The 23,844-nt window shown below is 68.5% G+C and carries 19 protein-coding genes and 1 tRNA gene; 11 read left to right on the forward strand and 9 right to left on the reverse strand.

What is annotated here, in order from left to right:
- Positions 1 to 51 precede the first annotated feature (51 nt).
- The 6 genes from recF (at position 52) to FYX01_RS02885 (ending at position 8,042) form a co-directional block, all read left to right on the forward strand.
- Positions 52 to 1,185 (forward strand): DNA replication/repair protein RecF, encoded by a 1,134-nt coding sequence (recF, locus tag FYX01_RS02860; RefSeq protein WP_150237196.1) that lies wholly within the window; start codon positions 52 to 54, stop codon positions 1,183 to 1,185.
- Positions 1,186 to 1,261: 76 nt separating this feature from the next.
- Positions 1,262 to 1,753, forward strand: coding sequence for a DciA family protein (locus tag FYX01_RS02865; protein ID WP_394350429.1), 492 nt, complete (start codon positions 1,262 to 1,264; stop codon positions 1,751 to 1,753).
- 478 nt (positions 1,754 to 2,231) lie between these two features.
- The gene (gyrB, locus tag FYX01_RS02870; protein ID WP_150237198.1) at positions 2,232 to 4,169 is read left to right on the forward strand and encodes a DNA topoisomerase (ATP-hydrolyzing) subunit B; all 1,938 of its coding nucleotides are present in this window, start codon (positions 2,232 to 2,234) and stop codon (positions 4,167 to 4,169) included.
- A 78-nt stretch (positions 4,170 to 4,247) separates the two neighbouring features.
- Positions 4,248 to 6,833: a DNA gyrase subunit A gene (gene gyrA / locus FYX01_RS02875; RefSeq protein ID WP_190394156.1), complete on the forward strand. Its 2,586-nt coding sequence runs from the start codon at positions 4,248 to 4,250 to the stop codon at positions 6,831 to 6,833.
- A 108-nt stretch (positions 6,834 to 6,941) separates the two neighbouring features.
- Positions 6,942 to 7,772, forward strand: a complete 831-nt coding sequence (locus tag FYX01_RS02880; protein ID WP_150237202.1) for a DUF3566 domain-containing protein — start codon at positions 6,942 to 6,944, stop codon at positions 7,770 to 7,772.
- A 196-nt stretch (positions 7,773 to 7,968) separates the two neighbouring features.
- Positions 7,969 to 8,042 (forward strand) — tRNA-Ile (locus FYX01_RS02885).
- 1,226 nt (positions 8,043 to 9,268) lie between these two features.
- On the opposite strand, the gene FYX01_RS02895 is transcribed toward FYX01_RS02885, so the two are convergent.
- Together FYX01_RS02895 and FYX01_RS02900 are read right to left on the reverse strand one after the other, a co-directional pair.
- Positions 9,269 to 9,442: a DUF397 domain-containing protein gene (locus FYX01_RS02895; protein ID WP_150237205.1), complete on the reverse strand. Its 174-nt coding sequence runs from the start codon at positions 9,440 to 9,442 to the stop codon at positions 9,269 to 9,271.
- On the reverse strand, positions 9,432 to 10,313 hold the full coding sequence (locus FYX01_RS02900; RefSeq protein WP_223830278.1) for a helix-turn-helix domain-containing protein: 882 nt from the start codon (positions 10,311 to 10,313) through the stop codon (positions 9,432 to 9,434). Before FYX01_RS02900 ends, FYX01_RS02895 begins: the two co-directional genes overlap by 11 nt.
- A 112-nt stretch (positions 10,314 to 10,425) precedes the next feature.
- Here FYX01_RS02900 and FYX01_RS02905 point away from each other — a divergent pair, with 112 nt between their 5' ends.
- A complete protein-coding gene (locus FYX01_RS02905) occupies positions 10,426 to 10,770 on the forward strand; it encodes a hypothetical protein (protein WP_150237207.1) in 345 nt (114 codons plus the stop codon).
- Positions 10,771 to 11,460: 690 nt separating this feature from the next.
- Complete coding sequence (locus tag FYX01_RS26480) at positions 11,461 to 11,973, forward strand: hypothetical protein (protein WP_223830279.1); 513 nt, start codon at positions 11,461 to 11,463, stop codon at positions 11,971 to 11,973.
- A 1,124-nt stretch (positions 11,974 to 13,097) separates the two neighbouring features.
- Here the strand turns inward: FYX01_RS26480 and FYX01_RS02915 are convergent.
- Entirely contained in the window at positions 13,098 to 13,538 is a 441-nt protein-coding gene (locus FYX01_RS02915) for an NUDIX domain-containing protein (RefSeq protein ID WP_223830280.1), read from the reverse strand.
- 167 nt (positions 13,539 to 13,705) lie between these two features.
- Between FYX01_RS02915 and FYX01_RS02920 the strand changes: the two genes are divergently transcribed.
- Positions 13,706 to 14,365 (forward strand): transcriptional regulator, encoded by a 660-nt coding sequence (locus tag FYX01_RS02920; RefSeq protein ID WP_150237209.1) that lies wholly within the window; start codon positions 13,706 to 13,708, stop codon positions 14,363 to 14,365.
- 79 nt (positions 14,366 to 14,444) lie between these two features.
- Here FYX01_RS02920 and FYX01_RS02925 read toward each other — a convergent pair whose 3' ends face one another.
- From FYX01_RS02925 to FYX01_RS02945, 5 genes are all read right to left on the reverse strand, one after another.
- Complete coding sequence (locus FYX01_RS02925; RefSeq protein ID WP_150237211.1) at positions 14,445 to 14,873, reverse strand: antitoxin YezG family protein; 429 nt, start codon at positions 14,871 to 14,873, stop codon at positions 14,445 to 14,447.
- A gap of 14 nt (positions 14,874 to 14,887) precedes the next feature.
- A complete protein-coding gene (locus FYX01_RS02930) occupies positions 14,888 to 18,496 on the reverse strand; it encodes a DNA/RNA non-specific endonuclease (RefSeq protein WP_150237213.1) in 3,609 nt (1,202 codons plus the stop codon).
- A gap of 222 nt (positions 18,497 to 18,718) precedes the next feature.
- Complete coding sequence (locus FYX01_RS02935) at positions 18,719 to 19,240, reverse strand: hypothetical protein (RefSeq protein WP_150237215.1); 522 nt, start codon at positions 19,238 to 19,240, stop codon at positions 18,719 to 18,721.
- 59 nt (positions 19,241 to 19,299) lie between these two features.
- Positions 19,300 to 19,671, reverse strand: coding sequence for a DUF6507 family protein (locus tag FYX01_RS02940; protein ID WP_150237217.1), 372 nt, complete (start codon positions 19,669 to 19,671; stop codon positions 19,300 to 19,302).
- A gap of 114 nt (positions 19,672 to 19,785) precedes the next feature.
- Complete coding sequence (locus FYX01_RS02945; RefSeq protein WP_150237219.1) at positions 19,786 to 20,061, reverse strand: hypothetical protein; 276 nt, start codon at positions 20,059 to 20,061, stop codon at positions 19,786 to 19,788.
- A 364-nt stretch (positions 20,062 to 20,425) separates the two neighbouring features.
- Here FYX01_RS02945 and FYX01_RS02950 point away from each other — a divergent pair, with 364 nt between their 5' ends.
- Positions 20,426 to 21,919 (forward strand): DUF6177 family protein, encoded by a 1,494-nt coding sequence (locus FYX01_RS02950; protein ID WP_223830281.1) that lies wholly within the window; start codon positions 20,426 to 20,428, stop codon positions 21,917 to 21,919.
- Between the two features lie 704 nt (positions 21,920 to 22,623).
- Here FYX01_RS02950 and FYX01_RS26485 read toward each other — a convergent pair.
- Positions 22,624 to 23,148: a peptidoglycan-binding domain-containing protein gene (locus FYX01_RS26485; RefSeq protein WP_223830282.1), complete on the reverse strand. Its 525-nt coding sequence runs from the start codon at positions 23,146 to 23,148 to the stop codon at positions 22,624 to 22,626.
- Positions 23,149 to 23,513: 365 nt separating this feature from the next.
- Between FYX01_RS26485 and FYX01_RS02960 the strand changes: the two genes are divergently transcribed.
- Positions 23,514 to 23,717, forward strand: a complete 204-nt coding sequence (locus tag FYX01_RS02960; protein ID WP_077692575.1) for a cold-shock protein — start codon at positions 23,514 to 23,516, stop codon at positions 23,715 to 23,717.
- Positions 23,718 to 23,844 lie beyond the last annotated feature (127 nt).

The following is a 23,844-nucleotide window of genomic DNA, read 5'->3' on the forward strand; positions in this document are numbered from 1 at the left end:
GGACCCCCTTCCCCCGCCCGTTTCCGCGCCACCGTCCAGGAGGAAGGCCGGATGTACGTATCCCACCTGCAACTGGCCGACTTCCGGTCCTACAGCGAGGCCCTGCTGGAGCTGGGACCGGGAGTGAGCGTGTTCGTCGGCGCCAACGGCGAGGGCAAGACCAACCTGGTCGAGGCGGTCGGCTACGTGGCCACCCTCGGCAGTCACCGGGTCTCCTCCGACACCCCGTTGGTCCGCCAGGGCACGCCACGCGCGATCGTCCGGGCCAAGGTGGTGCGCGACGAGCGGTCCATGGTGGTGGACCTGGAGCTCAACCCCGGCCGCGCCAACCGCGCCCGGATCAACCAGGCGCCCGCGGGGCGGCCGCGCGAGGTCCTCGGGATCCTGCGCACCGTGCTGTTCGCACCCGAGGACCTCGCCCTGGTCAAGGGCGACCCCGGTGAGCGGCGCCGCTTCCTGGACGACCTGTTGGTGGCGCGAGCCCCCCGGATGGCGGGTGTGCGGTCGGACTACGACCGGGTGCTCAAGCAACGCAACGCCCTGCTCAAGTCGGCCTCCGCCCAGATGTTCAAACAGCGTTCGGCGCCCGACCTGAGCACGCTGGAGGTGTGGGGCGACCATCTGGCCGAGACGGGCGCCGAGCTGCTGGCCGCGCGACTGGATCTGGTGGAGGAGCTGCGACCGAGGGTCGCCGAGGCCTACGCGGGGCTGACCGACTCCGGCGGCCCGGCCGTTCCCCACTACCGGAGCGGGGCGGTCCCGGAGGGGGTGCGGCTGCCGGCCGGCCGTCCACAGCTTGTGGAAACCCTGCGCGCCGCCATGTCCGAGGCGCGGGACCGCGAGCTCCAGCGCGGGATCAGCCTGGTGGGGCCGCACCGCGACGATCTGCACCTGCAGTTGGGCGACCTGCCGGCCAGGGGCTACGCGAGCCAGGGAGAGTCCTGGTCGTACGCGCTCTCGCTCAAGCTGGCCGCCTTCGACCTGCTGCGGTCCGACGGCGACGACCCGGTACTGATCCTGGACGACGTGTTCGCCGAACTCGACAGCGAGCGCCGCCGCAGACTGGCCGAGCGGATACGCGGCGCCGAGCAGGTCCTGGTGACCGCCGCCGTTCCCGAGGACGTCCCCAAGGAGCTGGACGGTGCGCGCTTCGTTGTGCACGAGGGAGGCATCGAGGGTGAGTGAGCGCCATCCGCGTCCCGTGGACCCCGCCGGCCCGGCCCACGACTCCGCGAGCCCCGGCGGATTCCGTCCACAGGCTGTGGACGGGGTACGCCGCTCCCCCGGCCCGGAGCCCTCGGTCCCGTCCGCCTCCCCCGCTCCCGCACCCCCGGCCGGGGCGGACCTCGCCCGCCAGGCGCTGGCGCGCGCCCGGGCCGAGGCCAAGGACCGGGGCGCGGTGCCGCGCGGCGCGCCCCGGGCACGGCGGCGTGGCCGACTGCGGTCACGCAACGAGCCCCAGATGTTCGGCGACGCCGTGCGCACGTGGCTGATCGAGCACGGCTGGCAGGAGCAGGTGGCCGTCGGAGGCGTGTTCGGCCGGTGGGCCGACATCGTGGGCGACTTCAACGCCGAGCATCTCCGCCCGGAGAGTTATTCGGAGGGCGAACTGGTCGTGGTGGCTGATTCGCCGACGATGGCGGCCCACGCGCGAGCGATGGTGCGGGACCTGATACGCCGGCTGAACGAGGAGTTGGGCGACGGAACGGTGGTCGCCATCAAGGTCCGCGGACCCGGTTTCCGGCGCCGCTGAGACCCCCGCGGACGGATCCGGGTACCGGGCCACCAGGTTTCCTCCGTCCACCGCCTGTGGATATCCGCAGGTGAGCGCCCGTACAGCCGGGCGGAGGGCGCTTCGCGGAGCGGGTACCGAACGGCGTCGGAGCGTGTTTGACCTGTTGGCCGCCGCGTGCGCCACTCAACCGCACCGGGACTTGCGCAGAGGGCATCCCGCGTGTAGGGAGTCGCCTCCCGCCCTGAACGTTCGTTGTGAGGCGGCACAGGGCCGCCAATGCCACTTTGTCGTACGGCGCGAGGTATCATGGAGGCGGTTCTTCAGACGCCTGTAGCCGGTGCCACGCCCACAGAAGAGGGTGGGCGGACGGCCCCTGCGGTGAAGGTGATCCCCCAGGTGTCGTGGTGTGACGACCAGCCTGGTCACCGTGCCGTGGACCGACCGTCGTCCGCTCGGCCGCGGACGGCAGGCGTCCCCAGCAGGAGGGTGTACCCACTTGGCCTACGACGCTCGATCAATCACGGTTCTGGAGGGGCTTGAAGCAGTACGCAAGCGCCCAGGAATGTATATCGGTTCCACCGGGGAGCGGGGCCTGCACCACCTGGTCTACGAGGTGGTCGACAACTCGGTCGATGAGGCACTGGCGGGACACGCCAGCGCCATCGAGGTGACCCTGATGGCCGACGGCGGTGTGTGCGTGGCCGACAACGGCCGCGGCATCCCCACCGACCTCCACCCCGTGGAGAAGCGCCCCGCCGTCGAGGTCGTGCTCACCACGCTGCACGCGGGTGGCAAGTTCGACGGCAAGTCCTACGCGGTCTCCGGCGGCCTGCACGGCGTCGGCGTCTCCGTCGTCAACGCGCTGTCCAGAGCGCTGGACGTGGAGATCCGCCGCGACGGCTACGTGTGGCGCCAGCACTACGAGACGACCGCGCCCACCGGCGACCTGGTCAGGGGTGAGGAGACCGACGAGACCGGTACCCAGCTCACCTTCTGGCCGGACGAGAGCATCTTCGAGACGACGACGTTCACGTTCGAGACGATCGCCCGCCGGATGCAGGAGATGGCCTTCCTCAACAAGGGGCTGTCCATCACCATCCGCGACGAGCGGCCCGATCACACCGACGGCGGTCCGACGGTCAACACCTTCCACTACGAGGATGGGCTGTCCGACTTCGTCAAGCACATCAACGCCAAGAAGGAGCCGGCGCACGCGTCGATCATCTCCTTCGAGGAGGACGGCGAGGGCATCTCACTCGAGATCGCCATGCAGTGGAACCAGTCCTACACCTCGTCCGTGCACACCTTCGCCAACACCATCAACACGGCTGAGGGCGGCACCCACGAGGAGGGCTTCCGCTCCGCGCTGACCACCCTGGTCAACCGGTACGCGCGCGACCAGAGGCTGTTGCGGGAGAAGGAGGACAACCTCACCGGCGACGACATCCGCGAGGGCCTGACCGCGATCATCTCGGTCAAGCTGGCCGACCCCCAGTTCGAGGGTCAGACCAAGACCAAGCTGGGCAACACCGAGGCCAAGTCCTTCGTCCAGAAGGTCACCAACGAGCACCTGCGCGACTGGTTCGAGCGCAACCCCGGCGAGGCCAAGGACATCGTGTCCAAGGCCAGCCAGGCGGCGCGTGCCCGCGTGGCGGCCCGCCAGGCGCGCGACCTCACCCGGCGCAAGACTCTTCTGGAGTCCACCTCACTCCCCGGCAAGCTGTCCGACTGCCAGTCGACCAACCCGGAGGAGAGCGAGGTCTACATCGTCGAGGGCGACTCGGCGGGCGGCTCGGCCAAGGGTGGCCGCAATCCGCACAACCAGGCCATCCTGCCCATCCGGGGCAAGATCCTGAACGTCGAGAAGTCCCGGATCGACCGCATCCTCAAGAACGCCGAGGTCCAGGCGATCATCACCGCCCTGGGCACCGGCATCCACGAGGACTTCGACGCCGACAAGCTGCGGTACCACAAGATCATCCTGATGGCCGACGCCGACGTCGACGGCCAGCACATCTGCACCCTGCTGCTCACCCTGCTGTTCCGCTTCATGAAGCCGCTGGTCGAGGCCGGGAACGTGTACCTGGCCCAGCCGCCGCTGTACAAGATCAAGTGGGACCAGCGCGGCAGTGACGCGGACTACGCCTTCTCCGACCCCGAGCGCGACCGCATCATCGAGGCCGGCGTCGCGGCCGGGAAGAAGGACCCGCGTCCGCGCGACATGGTGCAGCGGTTCAAGGGTCTCGGCGAGATGAACGCCAACGAGCTGTGGGACACCACGATGGACCCCGATCGGCGGGTGCTCCTCCAGGTCAGCCTGGAGGACGCGGCCCAGGCCGACGAGATGTTCAGCGTGCTCATGGGCGAGGACGTCGAGTCCCGGCGCTCCTTCATCCAGCGCAACGCCAAGGACGTCCGCTTCCTGGACATCTAGAGGGACCCCGCGTCCGGGGAGGGACTCCCCGGACGGTGAACCACGTTCAAGCAAGCTTCGTAGAAGGGATCGACATCCGTGACGGATGCGAACAACCCGGACGTCCCTGAGGGAACTGAGGGAACGGACTCCGCTGTGGAGACCCCCGTGCGGACGACCGATCGGGTCGAGCGGGTCGACATCCAGGTCGAGATGCAGCGCAGCTACCTCGACTACGCGATGTCGGTCATCGTGGGTCGTGCCCTGCCCGACGTGCGAGACGGCCTCAAGCCGGTCCACCAGCGTGTGCTCTACGCGATGTACGACGGCGGCTACCGGCCCGACCGCGGGCACTTCAAGTGCGCCCGCGTCGTCGGCGACGTGATGGGCAACTACCACCCGCACGGCGACAGCGCCATCTACGACACCCTGGTGCGTCTCGCCCAGTGGTGGTCCATGCGCATGCCGCTGGTCGACCCCAACGGCAACTTCGGCTCTCCGGGCAACGACCCGGCCGCCGCCATGCGGTACACCGAGTGCAAGCTCGCGCCGCTGGCCATGGAGATGCTCCGGGACATCGACAAGGAGACCGTCGACTTCCGGCCCAACTACGACGGCCGCTCCTCCGAGCCCGTCGTGCTGCCCGCCCGCTTCCCGAACCTGCTGGTCAACGGCTCCTCGGGCATCGCGGTCGGTATGGCCACGAACATCCCGCCGCACAACCTGCGCGAGGTCGCCGACGGCGTCAACTGGTTCCTGGAGCACCCCGAGGCCGAGGACGACGAGCTGCTCGACCAGCTCATCGCCCGGGTCAAGGGCCCGGACTTCCCGACCCGCGGGCTCATCGTCGGCAAGCGCGGCATCGAGGAGGCGTACCGGACCGGGCGCGGCTCCATCACCATGCGCGCCGTGGTCGAGGTCGAGGAGGACAGCCGGGGCCGCCAGATCCTGGTCATCACCGAGCTGCCCTACCAGGTCAACCCGGACAACCTCGCACTCAAGATCGCCGACCTGGTCAAGGAAGGCAAGATCACCGGCATCGCCGACGTGCGCGACGAGAGCAGCGGCCGCACCGGCCAGCGGCTGGTCATCGTGCTCAAGCGCGACGCCGTCGCCAAGGTCGTGCTGAACAACCTCTACAAGCAGACCCAGCTCCAGGAGACCTTCGGCGCGAACATGCTCGCGCTGGTCGACGGTGTGCCGCGCACCCTGCGCCTGGACCAGATGATCAGGCACTGGGTCAAGCACCAGGTCGAGGTCATCGTCCGCCGGACGCGTTACCTGCTGCGCAAGGCCGAGGAGCGGGCGCACATCCTGCGTGCCCTGCTCCGCGCGATGGACCGCATCGACGAGGTCATCAGCCTCATCCGGTCCAGTGCCTCGGCCGACGCGGCGCGCACCGGCCTGATGGGCCTGCTGGAGATCGACGACATCCAGGCCCGCGCCATCCTGGACATGCAGCTGCGCAAGCTCGCCGCGCTGGAGCGCAACGCCCTGAACGGCGAGTACGACGAGCTGATGGCGCAGATCTCCGACTACAACGACATCCTCGCCTCGGAGATCCGCCAGCGGGACATCATCCGCCAGGAGCTCGGCGAGCTCGTGGAGAAGTACGGCGACGAGCGGCGCACGCACATCATCCCCTTCGAGGGCGACATGCGCATGGAGGACTTCATCGCCGAGGAGGACGTGGTCGTCACGATCTCCCGCGGTGGATACGCCAAGCGCACGCGCATCGACAACTACCGTGCCCAGAAGCGCGGCGGCAAGGGTGTGCGCGGTGCCCAGCTCAAGCAGGACGACATCATCCAGCACTTCTTCGTGACCACCACCCACAACTGGATCCTGTGCTTCACCAACCAGGGCCGGGTGTACCGCACGAAGGCGTACGAGCTGCCGGAGGCCGCGCGCGACGCACGCGGACAGCACGTGGCGAACCTGCTCCCGTTCCAGCCGGGCGAGGAGATCGCGCAGATCATGGCGCTGCGCGACTACGAGGCCGCCCCGTACCTGGTGCTCGCCACCCGTGAGGGCCTGGTCAAGAAGTCCCGCCTGGAGGACTTCGACTCCGCGCGCGCGGCGGGCATCATCGCGATCAACCTGCGCGAGGACGACGAGCTGATCGCCGCCCGGCTGGTCTTCCCCGACGACGACCTGCTGCTGATCTCCAGCGACGCCCAGGCGATCCGGTTCCCGGCCTCCGACGAGTCGCTGCGGCCCATGGGCCGCGCCACCAGCGGTGTGATCGGTATGCGGTTCCTGGAGGGCGACTACCTCCTGAGCATGGACGTCATCCGGCCCGGCGACGGGTCCACGGACGTCCTGGTCGCCACGGAGAACGGCTACGCCAAGCGCACCCCGTCCGAGCAGTACCCGGTGCAGAACCGGGGCGGCAGGGGCGTGCTGACGGCCAAGGTGGTGGAGGCCCGCGGCAAGCTGGTCGGTGCCATGATGGTCGACCCCGAGGTGGACGAGATCTTCGCGATCACCTCCGCGGGCGGGGTCATCCGCACCGGCGCCGACGAGGTCAAGCAGTCCGGCCGCACCACGATGGGCGTGCGACTGATGAACCTGGACAAGGGCAACAAGATCGTCGCCGTGGCGCGCAACGCCGAGGCCGCCGAGGAGGAGGCCGTTGACACGGCCGACGTCCCGGTCGCCGGGGAAGGCAACCCGCAGGCCTAGACTTCGCGTTAGGCCCCATAAGGTCCGCGGGGTTCGCTTCGGTGAACCCCGCGGACACCGGTAGTGCCAATCACCCGTTCTCAACGAAAGCCCAGCGGTAACGTTTCTATGTCTGACAACCAGCGGAACACCACCACGAACGAATCCGACCCGGACACGGCGGAGTCCGCCGGGAGCGGGGACGTGGAGACGGCCGAGAGGGACACGGTAGAGGCGGGGGCCGCCGTGACCACCGAGGCTGACGAGGCGTCCGGCCAGAAGGGCTCCACCGAGTCCGGGAAGGCCTCCGGCGAGGAGCGCACCACCGAGGCTGACGAGGCGTCCGGCGAGGAGGGCATCGCCGAGTCCGAGGAGGTCTCCGGCGAGGAGGGCTCGACCGAGTCCGGGAAGGCCTCCGGCGAGGAGCGCACCACCGGGACGACGGACGAGAAGCCCTCGGTGCCTGCCGAACCGGTCGTGGCGGAGGACCGCGCTGAAGCGGGGGGAACGCCAGTGTCCGAATCGAAGTCCTCGGTGCCGGAGAGCCCGAGTGGTCCGAACGCCGTGAAGGCGAGCCTGTCCAGCCGGAAGGCACACCTGTCGGTCTCCCGAGTGGAGCCCTGGTCGGTGATGAAGTTCAGCTTCGTCGTCTCCCTGGTGTGCTTCATCATCCTGTTCGTGGCGGTCGCGGTGATCTACGCGACGCTGTCGATGCTGGGTGTCTTCGACGAGCTGACCAACATGATCAACGCGCTCCTGGAGGGCGACGGTTCCGAGGACGAGCTCGGCCTCAACCCGTCCGCCTGGTTCTCTCCGGGGCGCGTGCTGGGCTACACCGGTGTGGTCGGCGCGCTGAACATCGTGCTGATCACCGCGCTGTCCACGGTGGGAGCGATGCTGTACAACCTGGTCGCCGACCTGGTCGGCGGCGTCGACGTGACGCTGTCCGAGGCCGAGTAGCGCCCGTCGCGGGGCCCGGTCCGGTACGTCTTCCGGGCCGGGCCCCACGTGTTGGCGAGCCCGTACCGAGCACTTCCGTGCAGGGGTAAAATGGGAGGTGAAGAGGGACGCGCCTGCCGCGTCCCGCTCCATGTCCGCCCCCGGGCGACCGGTTCGCCCCGGCCCCGCGGATGCGGTAGAGTTCCACCCGGAACGAGGGCGTATAGCTCAGTCGGTTAGAGCGCATCCCTGATAAGGATGAGGCCCCAGGTTCAAGTCCTGGTACGCCCACACAGTTTCACCTGGTCAGAGCCTTGCTTCTCCACTCGGAGAGCAGGGCTCTTCCTGTTGTGACCGTCATCTGACCGTGGAACCCCACGGCATCCCCTGTCCGAGCCTGCGCTCCCCCGGCACTGAGCGGTACCGACAGGACGCCAAGTCGACAACAGACCGAATCGCTATGTCGACTCGACTCTAGCCGACGCTCCCCCGGCGGGAAGAGGCACGCCCAACAGCTCCAGGAGTTCCGCGGTGGCCACCCGGTAGGTTCCGCCATGGCGGAGCAGCCGACAGGGGAACTGGCCGCTTCTGGTGAGCTTGCACGCCGTCGTCCTCCCCATGTGCAGAGCGCGTGCGGCCGTCATCAGATCGACGGCGGCTGGCAGGTCGTACAGCTCATGGATCGTGAAAGCTCTGCGCTCTGTGGCCACTGGCTCTCCCCTGTGTTGGTTTCGTCGTCAAGGGGAGTAAGCCTCTACAGCCAAAGCTTGTGACATCGACATTGGAGACTTCAGCGCAGGCGTGGCCAGAACCTGCATCTCACTCCAGATCCAGGAAAAGTGATTTCAGAGGTCTGCGTCCTTGCAGGTCAAGGCGCCAGATTCATCTTCAACTACTGATGTACTCATATTAAAAACCGCGTAGACTGAGCCCACGTTGTCTACGTGACGTAGACAACGTGACTGAACGCGAAGGGGCCCGCATCGGGCTATGACGCGGGCCCCGGTTACATCGCGGGATCCTTCTGTGGCCTCGGTTGTTGCTCTACCAGAGCATCAACTGGGGCCACTTCCCATGAAACGGTCGAGCAGGTACCGCACCACCGCTTGCACGATGCCCGTTACTACGGCGGCAACCCACTTCCACCAGCTTGGCTTGTTGGGCTCTTGCGGTTGCTTCGACATCCAGCCTCCTCACCTGAGGTGACCCGGCCACCAGTCGATGGCCTGACATAGGCCAACCTCGAGTGCGTTGACCGGCCTGTCCTCAGAGATGAGACGTCACCAAATCTACAGATACTCCTGCGCTTGTGGGAGAGGTCAAAGCCAATGTGGTTGCCGATGGGTGATCTTGCGCCTTTGTGGTCGCCCCAGGTGTCCAGAACTGTCCATCTTCGCTTCGCAGTTCCTCCGGAACCTTCAGGAGGATATTGCTGGTCAGGCTCGGTCTATCGGTGAAGTAGCGGTGTAACAGCAAAGGTCCCGGGGAGGGAGATTCCCGGGACCTTGCGTGTGGGTCTACTGGGTCAGTCCGAGGAACGCCACCCACTCGGACGGGGGGACCCTGAGGTGGCCGAGATCGCGGTTCTGCGTGTCACGCACGTCCGCACCGTGCGCGCTCTCGCGGACCTCCACGCAGTTCGAGCCGCCGTCGGAGTACGTGCTCTTGTGCCATGTCAGCTTACTGTCCATCGTTCAACTTCCTCAGTTCCGCCCTCAGACTCTGGAGGGTCTCGTCTGGGCTACGTGCCGCGCTCTGCAACGCCGCGAACTGCATGCGCCAGCTTGTCGTCTCAGCGGAGTTGGTGACCAACTGGCCCTCGCGGGCGCTTTCGGCGAACAGCACGTCAGTTTGGGCGCCCGCCGTCGTGATCAGCTTAAACGGACCGCCGGTGCCAGGGTGGTTCGGTGTGTCCACGGGGATCAGCTGCACGGTGATGCGTCCACACTCGACGAGCTCCACCACATGTTCCAGTTGTTCCCGTGTTACTTCCACACCCCCGTACCGCCGGTACAGGAGCGCTTCGTCGATGACGAGCCACAGCTTCGGGTGGGTGCTCTCCGCCAAGCTCGCTGAACGCTTTGCCCTCCCCGCCGCGCGCGACTGGACTTCCTCGTCCGTCAGCCACTGGGCCCCGTGCTTGATCAGCGCTTGTGCATAGGACTCTCTTTGTAGGTGAGCGGGCCAGACCAAGACGAGGTACTCGTAGACCGCGCTCGCCTGGTCCACGAGTTCGGCAACCTCCGTCTTCCAAGCTTCCCGGCCATCGCCGGTCAGCTCTTCCCACACGCGGGCGAGGCGCTCAGACCCCAGCGCCTCCCCCACATCTGAGCGCAGTCTGGGAGACGGGGCTGTGAGCCCCCTTTCAACTGCGGAAATGGTGCTTTTGCTGGTGTTCGCCGCGTGTGCCAACGCGGTCTGTGTCATGCCGGATTTTTCACGCGCGGCTCGTAGCTCACGCCCGTATCGGACCAGGGCTTCTTTTTCAGGGGGCATGACAGGAATGACATCACGGATTCCAGCTCGGGTGTAGTGATTCCTGGAAAATCTGTCGCTGAACATAGCGTTCCTGGGTCGGTGCAATGCGCTTCACACGGCTTGTGACAGTCCATGACACTGAGATTCCAGACCAACTCATGTGGCCGCACTCTGATGCGGCGGAGAGGCGGCGCAGGTGCTGCTGAACGATGACCTCTCGGACGTTCCGGACCCGGACAAGGACAAGGAGGGGTTCGCGGACTACCTCTTCGACTCTGTGAGCGGCACGTTGCGGGACCGGCCCGAAGCGGGGGCCTGGGCCGACCCGCCCTCCCGTGCCACCAAGGCTGAACTCCGGGAGGCGATCGCCCGGGCTCGGGAGGACTTCCAGAACCTGAGGCGGAGTCTCGTGGAGTCGGACTCGGCGTTCGATCAGCTCCACGAATGGATCATGACCGGTCAGCCGCTTCCGGACCCTTGGCGCAAGAACTTCGCCCCGCTCCCGGTACCCCCGGAAACCAGGGTCGGCTCCCGGCCCTGAACACACTGCGGCCCCGCGACGCTGGCACGTCCGGGGCCCGGACAACGCTACGAAGGAGCGTCGTCATGCGACACGTTATCGAATTCCTGGCTCTGCTTGCCCGTCTTGTCCGCCCTGCCCGGGGACTTCACGCCGCACCGCGCGCACTCCGGGACGGACCCCCTCCCCGACGTGCGGCTCGCGTCCGCAGGTACGCGTCCGACCTGCCGACCATCGCGAAAACCGCCCGGGACTCGAACAGGGGCAACTCCCCCGGACCGTTGATTCCGGCCCCGCGGCCTCCCCTGGACGCGGTCCCCGCCGCGCTGGTCCCCCTGGTTCGCAACCGGCCATCCGGATGGGCACCCATCGTCCAGCCGGCGGCCGTGAACCCTCCCGCGGACATCGTCCGGAACTACTACCGCGCCCACGAGGTGCGTATGCGCAGGAGGGGCGGGTCCTCACCCCACGCACGTCTCGAACCGATCTCCGTCACCCGGATGGCTTCGTAGACATATCGGCACGCCTGCCGCGTGCGGTGAGGAGCGGGGTTATGGACGGGGCAACCCGGTGCACCAGCCCTGAAGGACACGACTACATCCCGGACCAATCCCCGGTCCGGTACGGCCGTACAGCCACGGCCACCTGCAAGTACTGCAAGCACACGATCACCGCGACTCGGTGACCGCATCTCCCCTGGAGGACACTGCTGTGCTCCCCGAACGCCCGCCGATACTCCTGCTCGGCACATCGGAACGTGTGGGATCGAACTGGACTCTGGACGTTCTGCGGCACGCGACGATCCAGCACAACGAGCCCTTCCGGCAACAACTCGGAGCGGAGCACCCGTACGCGCCCCTGACTTCGTCGTCGAACCCCGATGAGGCTGCGCCGCTCGCGCCGATCGTGGCTCACTGGGTGGACGCCTTCGTCCTCGGCAAGTACCTGGGTGGCACCCACGTGATCAAGGAGACCAACCTCTACTTCGCCGCCGAAAGGTTCCTGGACCTCTTCTCCGAGTCGCCTGTGCTCGTGCTCTCCCGATCACCGTTGGGAGTGGCGAGTTCGTTCGCTCAAGGGGATCTCTGGAGGCGATGGGAGTACGACTCCGTTTACCGCAGGGTCGTCGCCATGACCCACGAAACTGGTCACGACCGGTGGGCCAACCTGGTCCCCGATGACAGCCCTGTCGCATCCGTCGCGCTGACTCGCCGGTCACCCTGAACACGGCTCTGCTCGCCGAGGCCCTGTCAGGTCGCGACCACGCACACATCTCCTACGAGTCCGCCGTTCTCGACCGGGAAACCGCCATGCGTCCGATCACACGGTTGCTACCCGAAGCAGTGCGAACGATGCCGGCCCGCTCTGAAACGGGACAACCCGAGGTGGACAGTACCTTTGCCACCAACCGTGCCAAACATGAGCTCGCGGTGTGCCTGAGCCCGGGAGAGGACGAGCTGGTCAACGCCGAGACCGAACGCGGCACCGCTCTGCTGCGTGAAGTGCTCGCGCCGCAAACGGCCGAGCTCGCCGTCCGTTGGCTGGCGGGGGGGGGGGACCGCTACCGACGCGTGGACTCCTCAACACGCGGATCCAGGCGCCCACGAACGGCAGTCCCTCCCCTTTCACCACCGCCACCCCCCGCGTACGTCGAGGCTCCGCCGAAGGGGGTTCGCTGGCGCAACACTCTGGTGTCGAACTCCGAGATGTGTGCGCTGCTCAACGGGCTTGCCGGTGCCGGGGCGGACAACACCATCCACGGGGTGAACCTCCTGGCGATCGACATGCCGTACGAGCGCGGTGGCCGACTGCACCTCACCGAAGGAGGGTGGCGTGTCAGTCCCGGATTCGAGCACTATCCCGCCTACTGGGTCACCTGGATCGGTGCGGCCGCCTACGCGCTCTCCGCGGGCGCACGGTTGCCGAGTCGGGCTGAGATGGACGCTCTCTCGGAAGGAGCCAAGGCCAGCAACATCGACTACGCCTTAGGGGACGCGGCCCCCGTCGCCGAACCCGGATCGGGTCCGAACACGGTGCACCATCGGGTCGGCAACCTTCAGGTCTGGTGTGCGGACGGCCCACGGGGAGAGCCGTCGTGGGCACCGGTGACCCGCTACCTACATGGAGCGGCGTGGAACACCCCGGGCACCCGAGAGGAGGTGCGCCGCCTACGGTCCCGGCACCTACTGGGTGCCTCACGCGGGGTGGGTGTCCGTTTGGTTCGTGATCGGGCGTCCGGGGCTGGCCGCCCCCTGGAGGACATCGCGGATCGACTACGCACATGGGTGACCGGGCTCGGAGGCCACGACCGTTTGGCTGACCCTGACCGGAAGTTGATCAGCGTCCTGTCACAGACCGATCGCTGACTTGGGCCCCATGTAGGAACCGGCCCCGGGAAATCCGTCCTCGACCAAACGCGCGAAGCGGTCGCTGAATCCGAGGTGGGGAAGGTCCCCGGTCTTCACGAATTCCACTCCTCGGATCGGCCGCGAGTCGAGTCCTTCCGAGATATCCCCCAGAGAACCACCCGTACGGCGAACCTCAAAGGTGATGTGCACGACGTGCAAATCCTTTTCCGAGACGATGTGGTCGCACAGATACAACAGGCGCCCAACCTCGACCTCGATCCCTGTCTCCTCGCGCATCTCGCGAACCAGGGCGTCACCGAGCGATTCGCCCTCCTCCACCCGTCCACCTGGCAAGCTCCACCTGCGCGGGCCGTCGGTGTCCTGGTCCAAGAGCAGTACTTTCCCGTCCTCGACAAGGAGGCCTGTCACTCGTGTGTCCATACCGGCACCCTAGCGAACGCAATGAGGCCATGGGGCCGACCGAGAGCCAAGAGCGAACCGATGTCGTGATCGCTGCTGGAGGGTTGGGAACACGACGTTCCGAATGGTCCCGTTATCTCCCCAAGGAATTCTTTCCCGTGCGAGGAATTCCAGGAATCGTTCACCTCATGGATGAGATCGCCCGAATGGGCAGGGTGAGGGCCACGATGGTCCACCACCCCTACTACGAGGACTTCATCCTCTCCTGGGCCAGCCGGGCTCTGACCGATGAGCGCGGCTACGACCGGGCGGCCGCACGAGCCTGCGCCCGTGTCCCTCGTTGGCCGGACATCGATCTGCGCTTCACCCCACAGCAGGGCCCGTACAGCGACATCACCTCGGTCCTCAACGCCGACACCGCTCTCGGCCGCCCACACGAGCTCTACGTGGCCTATGCCGACAACCTCTATCCCGAAGACCACCCCTTCTCGCGCCTACGCAGCACGGGCAGAGGTACGTCGGTGATCGCGCGCCCGTACAACCGGGCAGAGGCGCCGAGCCGAGGGGTGATCGTCTGTGACCGTGGGTTCATGGTGGGTCTGGTGGAGAAGCCGGACGAGTTCACAGCACGTGGCCTCGAACGCGAGCACGGTCCGGACGCGCTCGTACTGTTGGAAGGACGGGCTCGTGCAGACCGGTCCTTTCTCGACTTCCTGTGGTCGTACCGCCCCGACCGCGCCATGGAAGCGAAACTGTCGCTGGCCCTGTCGGCTTACGCGCGTACCCATCCGGTTCGTGTGTGCCGCATCAGTTCGTCCGTGACCGACCTCGGAGCCCCAGCGCCGTGAGAGCGTGGCCGGTTCCGTGGTGCGGGTGTTTCGTGCGGTACATGCCACGGGGCTACGCGCAGAACTTCTGGATGGGCGCTTAGCCCTGCGCCTGGCCGATCTTCTCCCTGAGCCAGTCGGAGATCGCGTCGTCGTCCCGGGGGAATTTCCCCAGCTCGAAGACATAGCTTTCCGGCGACGGGGAAATGGGGTGGACCCCCAGTTCCTTGTCATAATGGAATTCCGCGTTGAACTTTCCCGGCCTGGTCACCGAAATCGACATGGCGAGCCAGGCCCCCTTGCCCTCCTGGTACATCTCACCCTTGAGGAACTTGGCCTTCTTGTCGACAGAGCGCGGGTGGCGCTTCCTCTCTGTCTCTCCGTTCTCGAAAGTTACGAGGTTCTCGCTCGCCGCAACGCCCCCGATGTAGTCATACCTGTAATTCATCGAGGTCCAACCGCTTGGGGCGGCCTCGACCAGCTCAAGGGCCATGCCGCGCACCAGCTCCTGCTGCTGGGCAAGATCCATCGAACTTCCTTCCACTAATTCCTTGGAGTCCGCGTGGGATGGTTGTCGTAATTCAGCCTCGCCTGGTCCACACCATTAAGCGACCAGTCTACCACGATTTCCGAAGGCGGAGCTCCCAGGTCATTCATTTCCTCGGGGCGGTTTCTGTCGTACTGCCCCGCATAGCTGTTGAGATTGTCCTGCCTCGCCTGGAATTCTGCCCGGTCGAAATCCGGAAGCGAGTCATCGTATTCGACTTCCACCCGGAACGTAATCGAGGGCTTGTCGCCCGCGAGGTTGCGCCACTGGTCGACGAGCGCCGGCTTTCCGCCCGGGTGGTTCTCCGCGTGAGCGGTGCTGTACGCCCTGCCCAGGTTCCCGTCGCTCCCCGAGAGGATCCCGTGCCAGAGGTATTCGAGGCGCCCCCAGTTGTCGGCGAAGGTCGCACTCCCCCCGGGGTGGTTCAGGGATCGGAGCATGGGGATGATGTTGATGCGCTCCCCGGGGCCGGCGAAGAAGTTGCTCGCGATGACATGCCCGCCCTGCCAGGAAGAACTGTCATAGACGTATTCCGCGTCGTCGCGCGCGTTGTACTCGTCGAAGTAGTTCCCGCCCTCATGGCCGATGGGGGTCTGCTCGTTGTTCCGCGACTCCCTCCCCGGCCTGAGCTCGCCTTCGATGGAGACCGTCCTCGACTTGGCGTCGGTCTCATAGATGAGCTGCCCGCCCGACCGGGGGTTGTCGACGTAGTACGTGGCGTTCGGCCTGGGGTAGACGAGTTCGGGGTTGCCCCTGGTGTCCGACCCGGCCCGGGTCTCGACGTGGGCGATCCTGCCGTCGGAGTCGGTGATGAAGACGCCCCTGCCCTCCACCCGGTAAAGGGTGTCGGGATCCAGGCGGACCTCGCCCCTGTCCGTCCCTGTTCCGAACCGCTGGTTCTCTCCGGGAAAACGCGGGTCCCCCGCGTCGATCCTCTGGGTGTGCTCGAAGGAGGGCCGGTTCGCCGCGCCGTCGTAGGGGTTGCGGTCGCGCCACCAGTCCAGCGCCGAATCGACGTATCCGTCCAGGTTGGACAGGTCGTCGGAGATCCGGAAGTCCGGGTCGGGTGAGGGGATGCCCCACTTCTCCCACAGGTTGAAGGCGTTGGGGCCGCCCTCCCGGGGCGCGACGTCGTGCGCGCCGTTCCTGTTCGAGTCCGGCGAGTAGGTGTCGTCGCTCCAGAGCTGCGGATCGCGCGAACGGTACGGGACGCCCTCGTCCATCAGCCGGGCCTCAACGTACTCGTGCATGACCAGGCGGCGGAAGTGGCTCGCCTCCGAGGCGTCCAGGGTTCCCGCCTCGGCCTTGCGCCACAGGTCGGCGATGTGGTCCATGGGAGCGAACCGGCCGCTGCGCTGGGTCGTCCCGTCCGGCGGGACCGGGATGTCCGGGTGCTCGCGGAAGAACAGGTGCTGCTTGATCTCGTTGAGGACGTCCGAGTGGAAACCGGTGTTCTCGGAGATGCGGTCGACGTCGCCGTCGTTGGCGCGGATCTCGTTGTAGCGACCCAGGGCCTCGGCGCTCTCCGGCACGTCGATGTACCGGTTGCCCTCGTCGTCGAAGTAGGTGCCGGTCTCGTCCCGGTGCCCCACGTCGATGTGTTCGCCCTGGCTGTCGAAGAAGCCAGGCCCCTCGTCCAGGTTGGACACGGGGTTGTTGTCGCCCTCGGACCCGCCGACCCGCTGGACGTGCTCCGGGCGCTCGCCGTTCGGGCCGTCGGTGCGGTCCGGGGTGAGGTCGCCGTCCGGGGAGAGGTCCCCGTCCGGACGCTCCGGCAGGCCGCCGCCGTCCGAGCCCTGGTTGTTGCGATCCGCCCCGTCGAACCCGCCGTTGCCGCCCCGCCCCGGCCCGGTCTCCGCGTCCACCACGGTCGTGCCGCCCCGCGGGCTGTCCGGCCCCGTGGTGCCGCCCACGCTGTTGTCGACCGTGTTGTCGTTGCGGGCGTCGATCTCACGGTCCGCGCTGTCGACCTCGACCCTCTCGTCGTCGGCCTCGAAGCGGTCTGCCGGCGTGTCGTTGAGCGAGGACGCGTCGTCCGGTACTTGGGAGGTGACCCAGCGGTCCTGCTCCCCGTCCAGTCCCTCCGCCAGGTCGCGGCGCGACTCCGGGTCCACGCCGTCCAGGAAGTCCTCGCCCGCCTCGAGCTGGTCGGCGGTCGGGTCGATGGTCTCCTCGGAGTCCGGGTCTCCGTTCCGGCGGTTGTTGTTCTCCGGCTCCGGGTCCGTGTTCGTCGTCCCGCGCGGCGCTGACCTCGCGTCCCCGATGGGCTCGATGTCGGTCCCCGTGCCCCCGTTGGAGTCGCCGCCCCTGGTGCGCCGCCCGTCGCCCCCGTCCGGGAGGTCCGGTGTGCTGGAGGCGTTGAGCCGCTCCAGCGCCTCGGTCATCCGCCCGAGGTCCGCGGGGCTGATGTCCAGGTCGGCCAGGTCGCTCAGGTCCACCGGGGTGATGGACCCGTCGCCGAACCGGGGCACCCGGGCCAGCACCGACGGGTCGATGCCGCCGGGGAACTCCGAAAGGTCCGGCACGTCCGGGGTGCGGCTGCCGCCGACCGCGTTGACGATGTTGGCGCCGCGCCAGACCATGAGCGGTACGCCGACGACCGCGCCCACACCGGTGGCGGTGAGCAGCGCGCCGCCCACCGTCGCGCCGATGTTGAGGGCCGCCGTGCCGATGACGTACCAGGGCCGCTCGCCCCACTCCTCCCACGGCACGACCGCGTGGGCCGCCTCCTTCCAGGCGTTGCCCGCGGTCTCCAGGGAGAAGCCCCACTCGCCGTTCTCGTCCTTGCCGACGCCCACCAGCGCGCCCAGGCCCTCGACGGTGCCGCCCCAGTAGTCCCAGAGGTTGTCGCCCCAGTTCCCGGAGAACCACCCGTTCGGGCCGTGCGCGCCGACCATCCCGCCGACGTCCTCGGCGATGCCCACGAAGAAGTCGCCGACGGCGTCGCCGACGTCGTTGTACCAGGCGTGGTCGGTCGCCTGCGGCGCCCCCCACTCCATGGTGACGCCCTCGAGGGGCGCGTCGAACCCGTACACGAACTGGCCGTCGCCCGCCGTGACCGACCCGTCGGCCTTCTGGGCGATGAACGTGGTGCCGCCGAACAGCCCGGTGATGGCGTTGGCGCAGGTCCGCTCCGCCTCCTCGAACTCGTGCATCAGGCCCGTGGCCCGGTCGAGGAGGTCGTTGTGCTTGGTGACGTTCTCGCTCTCCTCCTTCCACCAGAAGATGCCGCTGCCCTCGTCCCAGCCCTCCTTGTTCCCGTAGTCGATGCTTCTGAGGAACTCGTAGGAGTCGGTCTTGAGGGTGGTCCAGCGCGCCTTGATGTCGCGGACCTTCTCGGCGAAGTCGATGAGCGCTTCGGAGGTGCTGGACAGCGCGCTGGACACGTCCTCGGCGTCGCCGGTGAGCGGGTTGAGGACATTGAAGAGGTCCTGGTCCTCGGGGGCGGTGTAGATGCCCTCCAACCCGCCCCACGCGCCGGTGATGTCGGCGGTGTTGTCGGTGAGGTCGGTGCCGTCGGTCTTCAGCTTCGCGGCCACCGCGTCGAGGGCGTACGTGAGGGTCTCGGGGACGGGAAAGCCGCTCGGATCGATCAGGTCGGACAAGGGGGACCACCGTTACCAGTGCCGGGGGAAGTTCGCGGGATGTGCGGGGCCGCGGTGCTTCCCGGGTTCCGTACGTGTCTGCGTGGGGCGGCGCCGCGTCCCGGTCCGGCGGGGGTCGGGCGGAGCGGGCCCGGGCGGGCCGGTGGGGGCTGGCACCGGCGGGAGGGAGGGGAGAGGGTTCGGTGGCGGTGCCGTGCGCCGGGCGCACGCCACCGGGGAGGGTCAGCCGCCGGCGCCGTCGAGAGCGTTGAGTCCGGCCTCGGTCTCGGGGGCCCTGGGCTCGTCCCCGAGGTGGTCGGGGAGCGTGCCCCGGTACAGGCCCGCCGCGTCGATGTCGATCGTGCCGGTGGTCGACAGGGAGAAGCCACCGCCGCGCTCGTACATGCGGACCAGCGGTTCGAAGGGGTCTGGCAGGTCCGGCAGGGACACCCCGGCGTCGCGGGCCGCCGCCAGGTGCAGCGCCCACACGCAGCTCTTGCCCACCGTCGGGTACTGCTCGATGATCACCGGGCTCTCCACCACGCCTTCGACCACCTCGTCCGCGGCGCGCACGCCCGGCGCCGCGAACTCCGCGATGTCGTAGAACGGCCACCCCTTGGTACCCAGGGCACGCGTCCACAGGGCCGAGCGGCGCAGGTACTCGCGCATCAGCGCGACCCGCGACCGCGTGTGCTCCAGGTCGCTCTCCCAGTCGATCGCGTGGATGCGGACGGCGAGGTCGCTGACCGCGGTGGTGGTGCTCATCGTGATCCCTTCACGTCGGAGGCGTCGGGGCGGCCGTCGGCGGCCACCGGGGGCCGGCGTCAGACGGCCTGGTTGGGACCGTACGGGGGCGGCGGCTCCGGCTCGGGAACCACTCCCGCGTTGCCCTGGGCCTCCTCCGCCATCTCGAGGTTGCCGTTCATGTAGTGGGTGGTGGCCTCGCTGGCCCCGGTGACGGCGGCCATGGTCAGGCCCGCGATACCGCCCATGATCTCGAAGTAGTGCTCGGCGAACTCGCCCAAGGCCATGCCGACGACACCGCTCTTGGCGTACTCGCCGCTGTCCACCAGGTGTTCTTCGACGCTCTCCATGACGCCGACCAGGCCTTCGCCGCTGCCCTCCTCGCCGAGGTGGCCGGCGACGGCCTGGAGGACACCGCCCACGGCCGCGGGCTGGATGTTCCACTGCGACACGGACTGCTCCTTTCACGTGTGCGCCGGTCGGCGTGCGGCCGGCGTGGTCCGGACCCATCGGTCCTGGGGTGCGGGTCGTTTCGGAAGGGCGCGGACGGGGTGGCGGAGCGCGGGTCAGGCATCGCGGGAGGAGAAGGCCCCCGGTCGGAAGTTCCCCGGGGCCACGGCCCAGGTGGCCGGCAGGGCCGACTCCCTGTCCTGCGCGGAGGAGATGACCTGCCACATGCGGCCCAGGACGGCCTGGAGCGCGCCGGCTTCCACGCGGAAGCGGTCGCGGGCGTGCCCGGCCGCCGCGCGGACCGGTCCGGCGGCATGGGGCGGCTCCTGCTCGTCGTGAGCGGCCTGCGGCGGATCCTCCCAGTCGGGGGGTTCGACCAGCTCGAACTTCATGGTGGTTCCTCCGGCGGCGGTTCTGTGCCCTCTCGTCCGTCGTCCGCTCTCGGGGCGCGGACACAGGTATGTGATGTTCCGTCCGCGTTGATGGTTTCACCACCTGTGGACGAAAGAAAACCGCCTGTGTGAAAGGGTTTCAGGGAACACCTGTTGACCTGTGGCGACACGGACCGGAGCGACGTCCGCCCCCTCCGGGGCCGGGTGCCCCGGAGGTCCGTCCGGAGCGGGTTCCGCGACGCCCCCGCCTCCGCGGGCATCGCCGCGGCCGCTCCGGGAACACATGAACGTGAACCTTCCGGAAGCTCCGCGTATCCCACCCGGTGCCACGTCCCCGCCCGCCCCCCTGTGTTGAGGAGACCCCTTGAGCCACGACGCGGTCGCCCTGCTGGCCGACGCCCCCGACCGCCGCGCCCTCATCGACGCGCTCGCCGCGGCCGGGCGCGACCTGCGGGTGTCCCTGGCCGCCGACGGCGCCCTGGTGGAGTTGGTCGACGGGGACGGCCGGGTGGTCGCCGCCATGCAGGCCGCCCAGAAGCTGGCCCTGTCCGCCGAGGCCGAGCGCCTGCTCGCCGACGGCATCGCCGACGACCTGCCCGCCCAGCCGTACTGGGTGGAGGCCCGCGGCGCGGACCTCCCCGACGCCGACACCGCCGGGGTGGTCGGACGCTTCACCCGCCGCCTCGCTGAGCGCCTGGGCGGCTCGGTGTGGGAGCCCGCCCCCGGACTGGACCGCCGCGATCCGTTCCTGGAGGGCGCCACCGACCACCCCGCGGTCACCGCTCTCACCGAGCAGGCCGCCGTCGTGGTGCAGGACCGCCCCCTGGTCCCGCTGTCCCCCTGGATCGTGGACGCCCTGGCCCGCCACGGCCGCCGGGGCCTGCGCCTCCAAGTCGTCACCCCCTCGACCTCGCGCATCACCCACGCCCTGCGCTCCTTCCTGATGTCCCCCGCCGCCCGCTGGGTGGTCCAGACCCCCGAGGGCTCCTACTACGACGGCTTCTCCGGCGTTCCGCTGCGCTGGGACGAGCGCGAGGCCTTCACCGCGGACGGGGACGCCCAGGCCGACGGCCCGCCGGAGGCGTTCCGCGCTGACGACGCCGACCGCGGCCGCCAACTGCACGTGGACCTCAACGTGGAGCACCCCGCCGACAACGGCCTGGTCCTGGGCCACTCCGTGGAACTGCTCGCCGAGCGCCTGGGCGGCGGCCCGCCCGCAGTGTGGGGCACCGCGGAACCCCTCCCCCAGGAGTGGAGGCGGGCCGTGTTCACCCGGACCGTGCGCAACCGCGCCCCCGGACAGACCTGGGTGGCGTTCTCCGGTCCGCCCGAGGGCGCGCGCGAGGACGGCGTGCGCCCGTTCGCGGGCACGGTGCGGGTGAGCCGCACCTCGTTCGGGGTACGTGAGGCGATCACGTTCTCCGTCGGGTACCCCGAGGGCACCGAACCCGACCTGTCGGTACTGCCCTCGCTGGTCAGGGAGCTGACCGAGCGGGACGTGCTGCGGACCATGACGGTGCGGCGGGTGGGCGGCCGCGCCGACCTCACCTACGCGCCCCACTGGGCGGGCCTGCCACTGCCGGTGGGCATGGCCCTGGGCCAGGAGGCGGTGGCCGTCATCGGCACCGATCGCGCGCTGGGCGCCCCCGTGCGCCCGCTGCCGTTCGGGCCGCCGCTGACACCCGCGTTCTGGTACCAGGTGGGCACCGGGGTGGAGCACGACTCCTGGGTGCGGTTCCGGGGGCTGATGGCCCACCTGCACCCCGACGGCCATCCCGACGCCCCCGCCTGGGAGCCCGGCGGCGGCCCCGCCGACAGCACCCCCTCCCCGGGCGGCACACCCGCGACGGCACCGTGAGCGACCGCGTCATCACGCACCGGAAAGCCCGTCGCGTCTGTGTTCGATGGGGTTCTGGCGAGCCCTGGGCACCCCGGTCCCACCCCTGCACGCCCGCACCGCCGCCTTGATGAGCCGGAGTCCGAGCTGTTGGAGGACCTCACCACCACCCCGGAGGCGAACGGTCCGGTCCTGAGCTCGACCACGGTGTCGATCCTGCGATGGTCACACCCTGCTGAACAGGAACGATGGTCCAGAGCAGGCCGGTCTTCACGCACTGATCGGCCGGTAGGCCCAGATCCGTGGCGTTCATCGGGCGGATACGAACGGCCTCCGGGGCCACCGCCGTGCAGGTCGCCGAGTACGTCGGTGGCCGCGGACAGCGCATCATCGCGCACCTGGGACCGGCCCGCACCGGGACCGGACCCGGGATCCTCCTGCAGCAGGCGCGCGAGGTACTCGAAGACGGGCCGGTGAGGCGTCCTCGACCTCGGCCTGGAACCCGCACCGCCCAAGACGGCCCTGCTGTCCCAACGCCCCGGCCCGGCCCCGTTCGAGGCTGCTCCCCCTCCGGCGGTACCGGTGACCACCGGCCCCGCGGGCCCGGGCGGGGCCGTGGGCACCAACTCGCGCCTGCTGTTCGACGCCCTGGCAGGTGCCCACGACTCGCTCGGATTCCACGCCCCGGGCCAGGAAGGCGCCTCCTTGCGACGCGCCCGTGTCCGTCACACGCCTCCGGTGACCAGGGCGCGGAAGGTGATCAGCCCGACGACGCCGTCGACGACGAGTCCGTTGGTCTTCCGCTGGAAGGCGACCACGGCGCCCTCGGTCCTTTCGCCGAACAGGCCGTCCACCTCGACCTGGTGGCCGTTGTGGCTCAGGAGCACCTGGACCGCGCCGACCTTGTCGGCGTCGCGCTCGCCCCGGCCGACCGTGCCGAAGTCGTCGCGCACCTGGTTCCAGGTCTCGGCGTCGAGCGTGGAGTTGACCGGCAGGTCATGGGCTTTCTGGTAGGCGGCGACGGTCTCCGCCATGGCCTCGTCGAAGAAGACGTTGCCGAGTCCCTGCTCGGGCAGGTAGCCGTAGGACTGCAGCAGTTCGGACGCCGCCTTCACGAGCTGCCCCTGGTCGCCCCGGGACAGGACCGGCCAGGGCCGGGCCAGGGCCCCGGGCGAGGTCCCCGCGCGGTCGGCGGAGGTGGTCGTCGTCTCGGACGCGGGGACGCCGGTCCCGTGCCGTGTCGTGTTCATCGGATCTCCCTTGTCTGCGGTGGCGGTCCGCCCGGTGCGGCCGTTCGGCCGGGGCGGGCTGGTCGGGGGGTGGGACCGCGGCCACCAGGGAAAGCGTTCGCCAAGGGGAGTTACGCATCCGGTCTGTTCCGGGCCGGGGAACCGGGCGAGTGTCGTCCGACACAGTGTGGTGCGTGTGCTGCCTGGGAGGGGATTCCTGTGATAAGTTCAATCGAGTTGCAGTTGTGGTTCCCGCTTGACTTTTGTGTCGGTCGACTTCGTGGTCAGACCTTCTCCATCGTTATCACCACTCGGGAAATCATCGCAGTGGCGTTGGAAAACCCGCACGGTGCGGGATTTTCCATACAGATGTGAGGAAAGTCATTATGACTACTGGTACCGTCAAGTGGTTCAACAGCGAAAAGGGCTTCGGCTTCATCGAGCAGGACGGCGGCGGCGCCGACGTCTTCGCCCACTACTCCAACATCGAGTCCTCCGGCTACCGTGAGCTCTCCGAGGGTCAGGCCGTGCAGTTCCAGGCCACGCAGGGGCCGAAGGGCCTCCAGGCCGAGAACATCTCGGTGATCTAGAGAGTTCCGTTCCGTCGGACGGGGACCGCTCTTCGCGAGCAGGACCCCGTCCGGTTCTTTTGCTTTTGCTTTGGCTTGGTCTCTGGCCGTCGTTCGTTTCGACTGGCACCAGCCTTCCGCGACCCGC

Origin of the sequence: Nocardiopsis quinghaiensis (assembly GCF_008638365.1) — a bacterium.
Taxonomy (GTDB): Bacteria; Actinomycetota; Actinomycetes; order Streptosporangiales; family Streptosporangiaceae; genus Nocardiopsis; species Nocardiopsis quinghaiensis.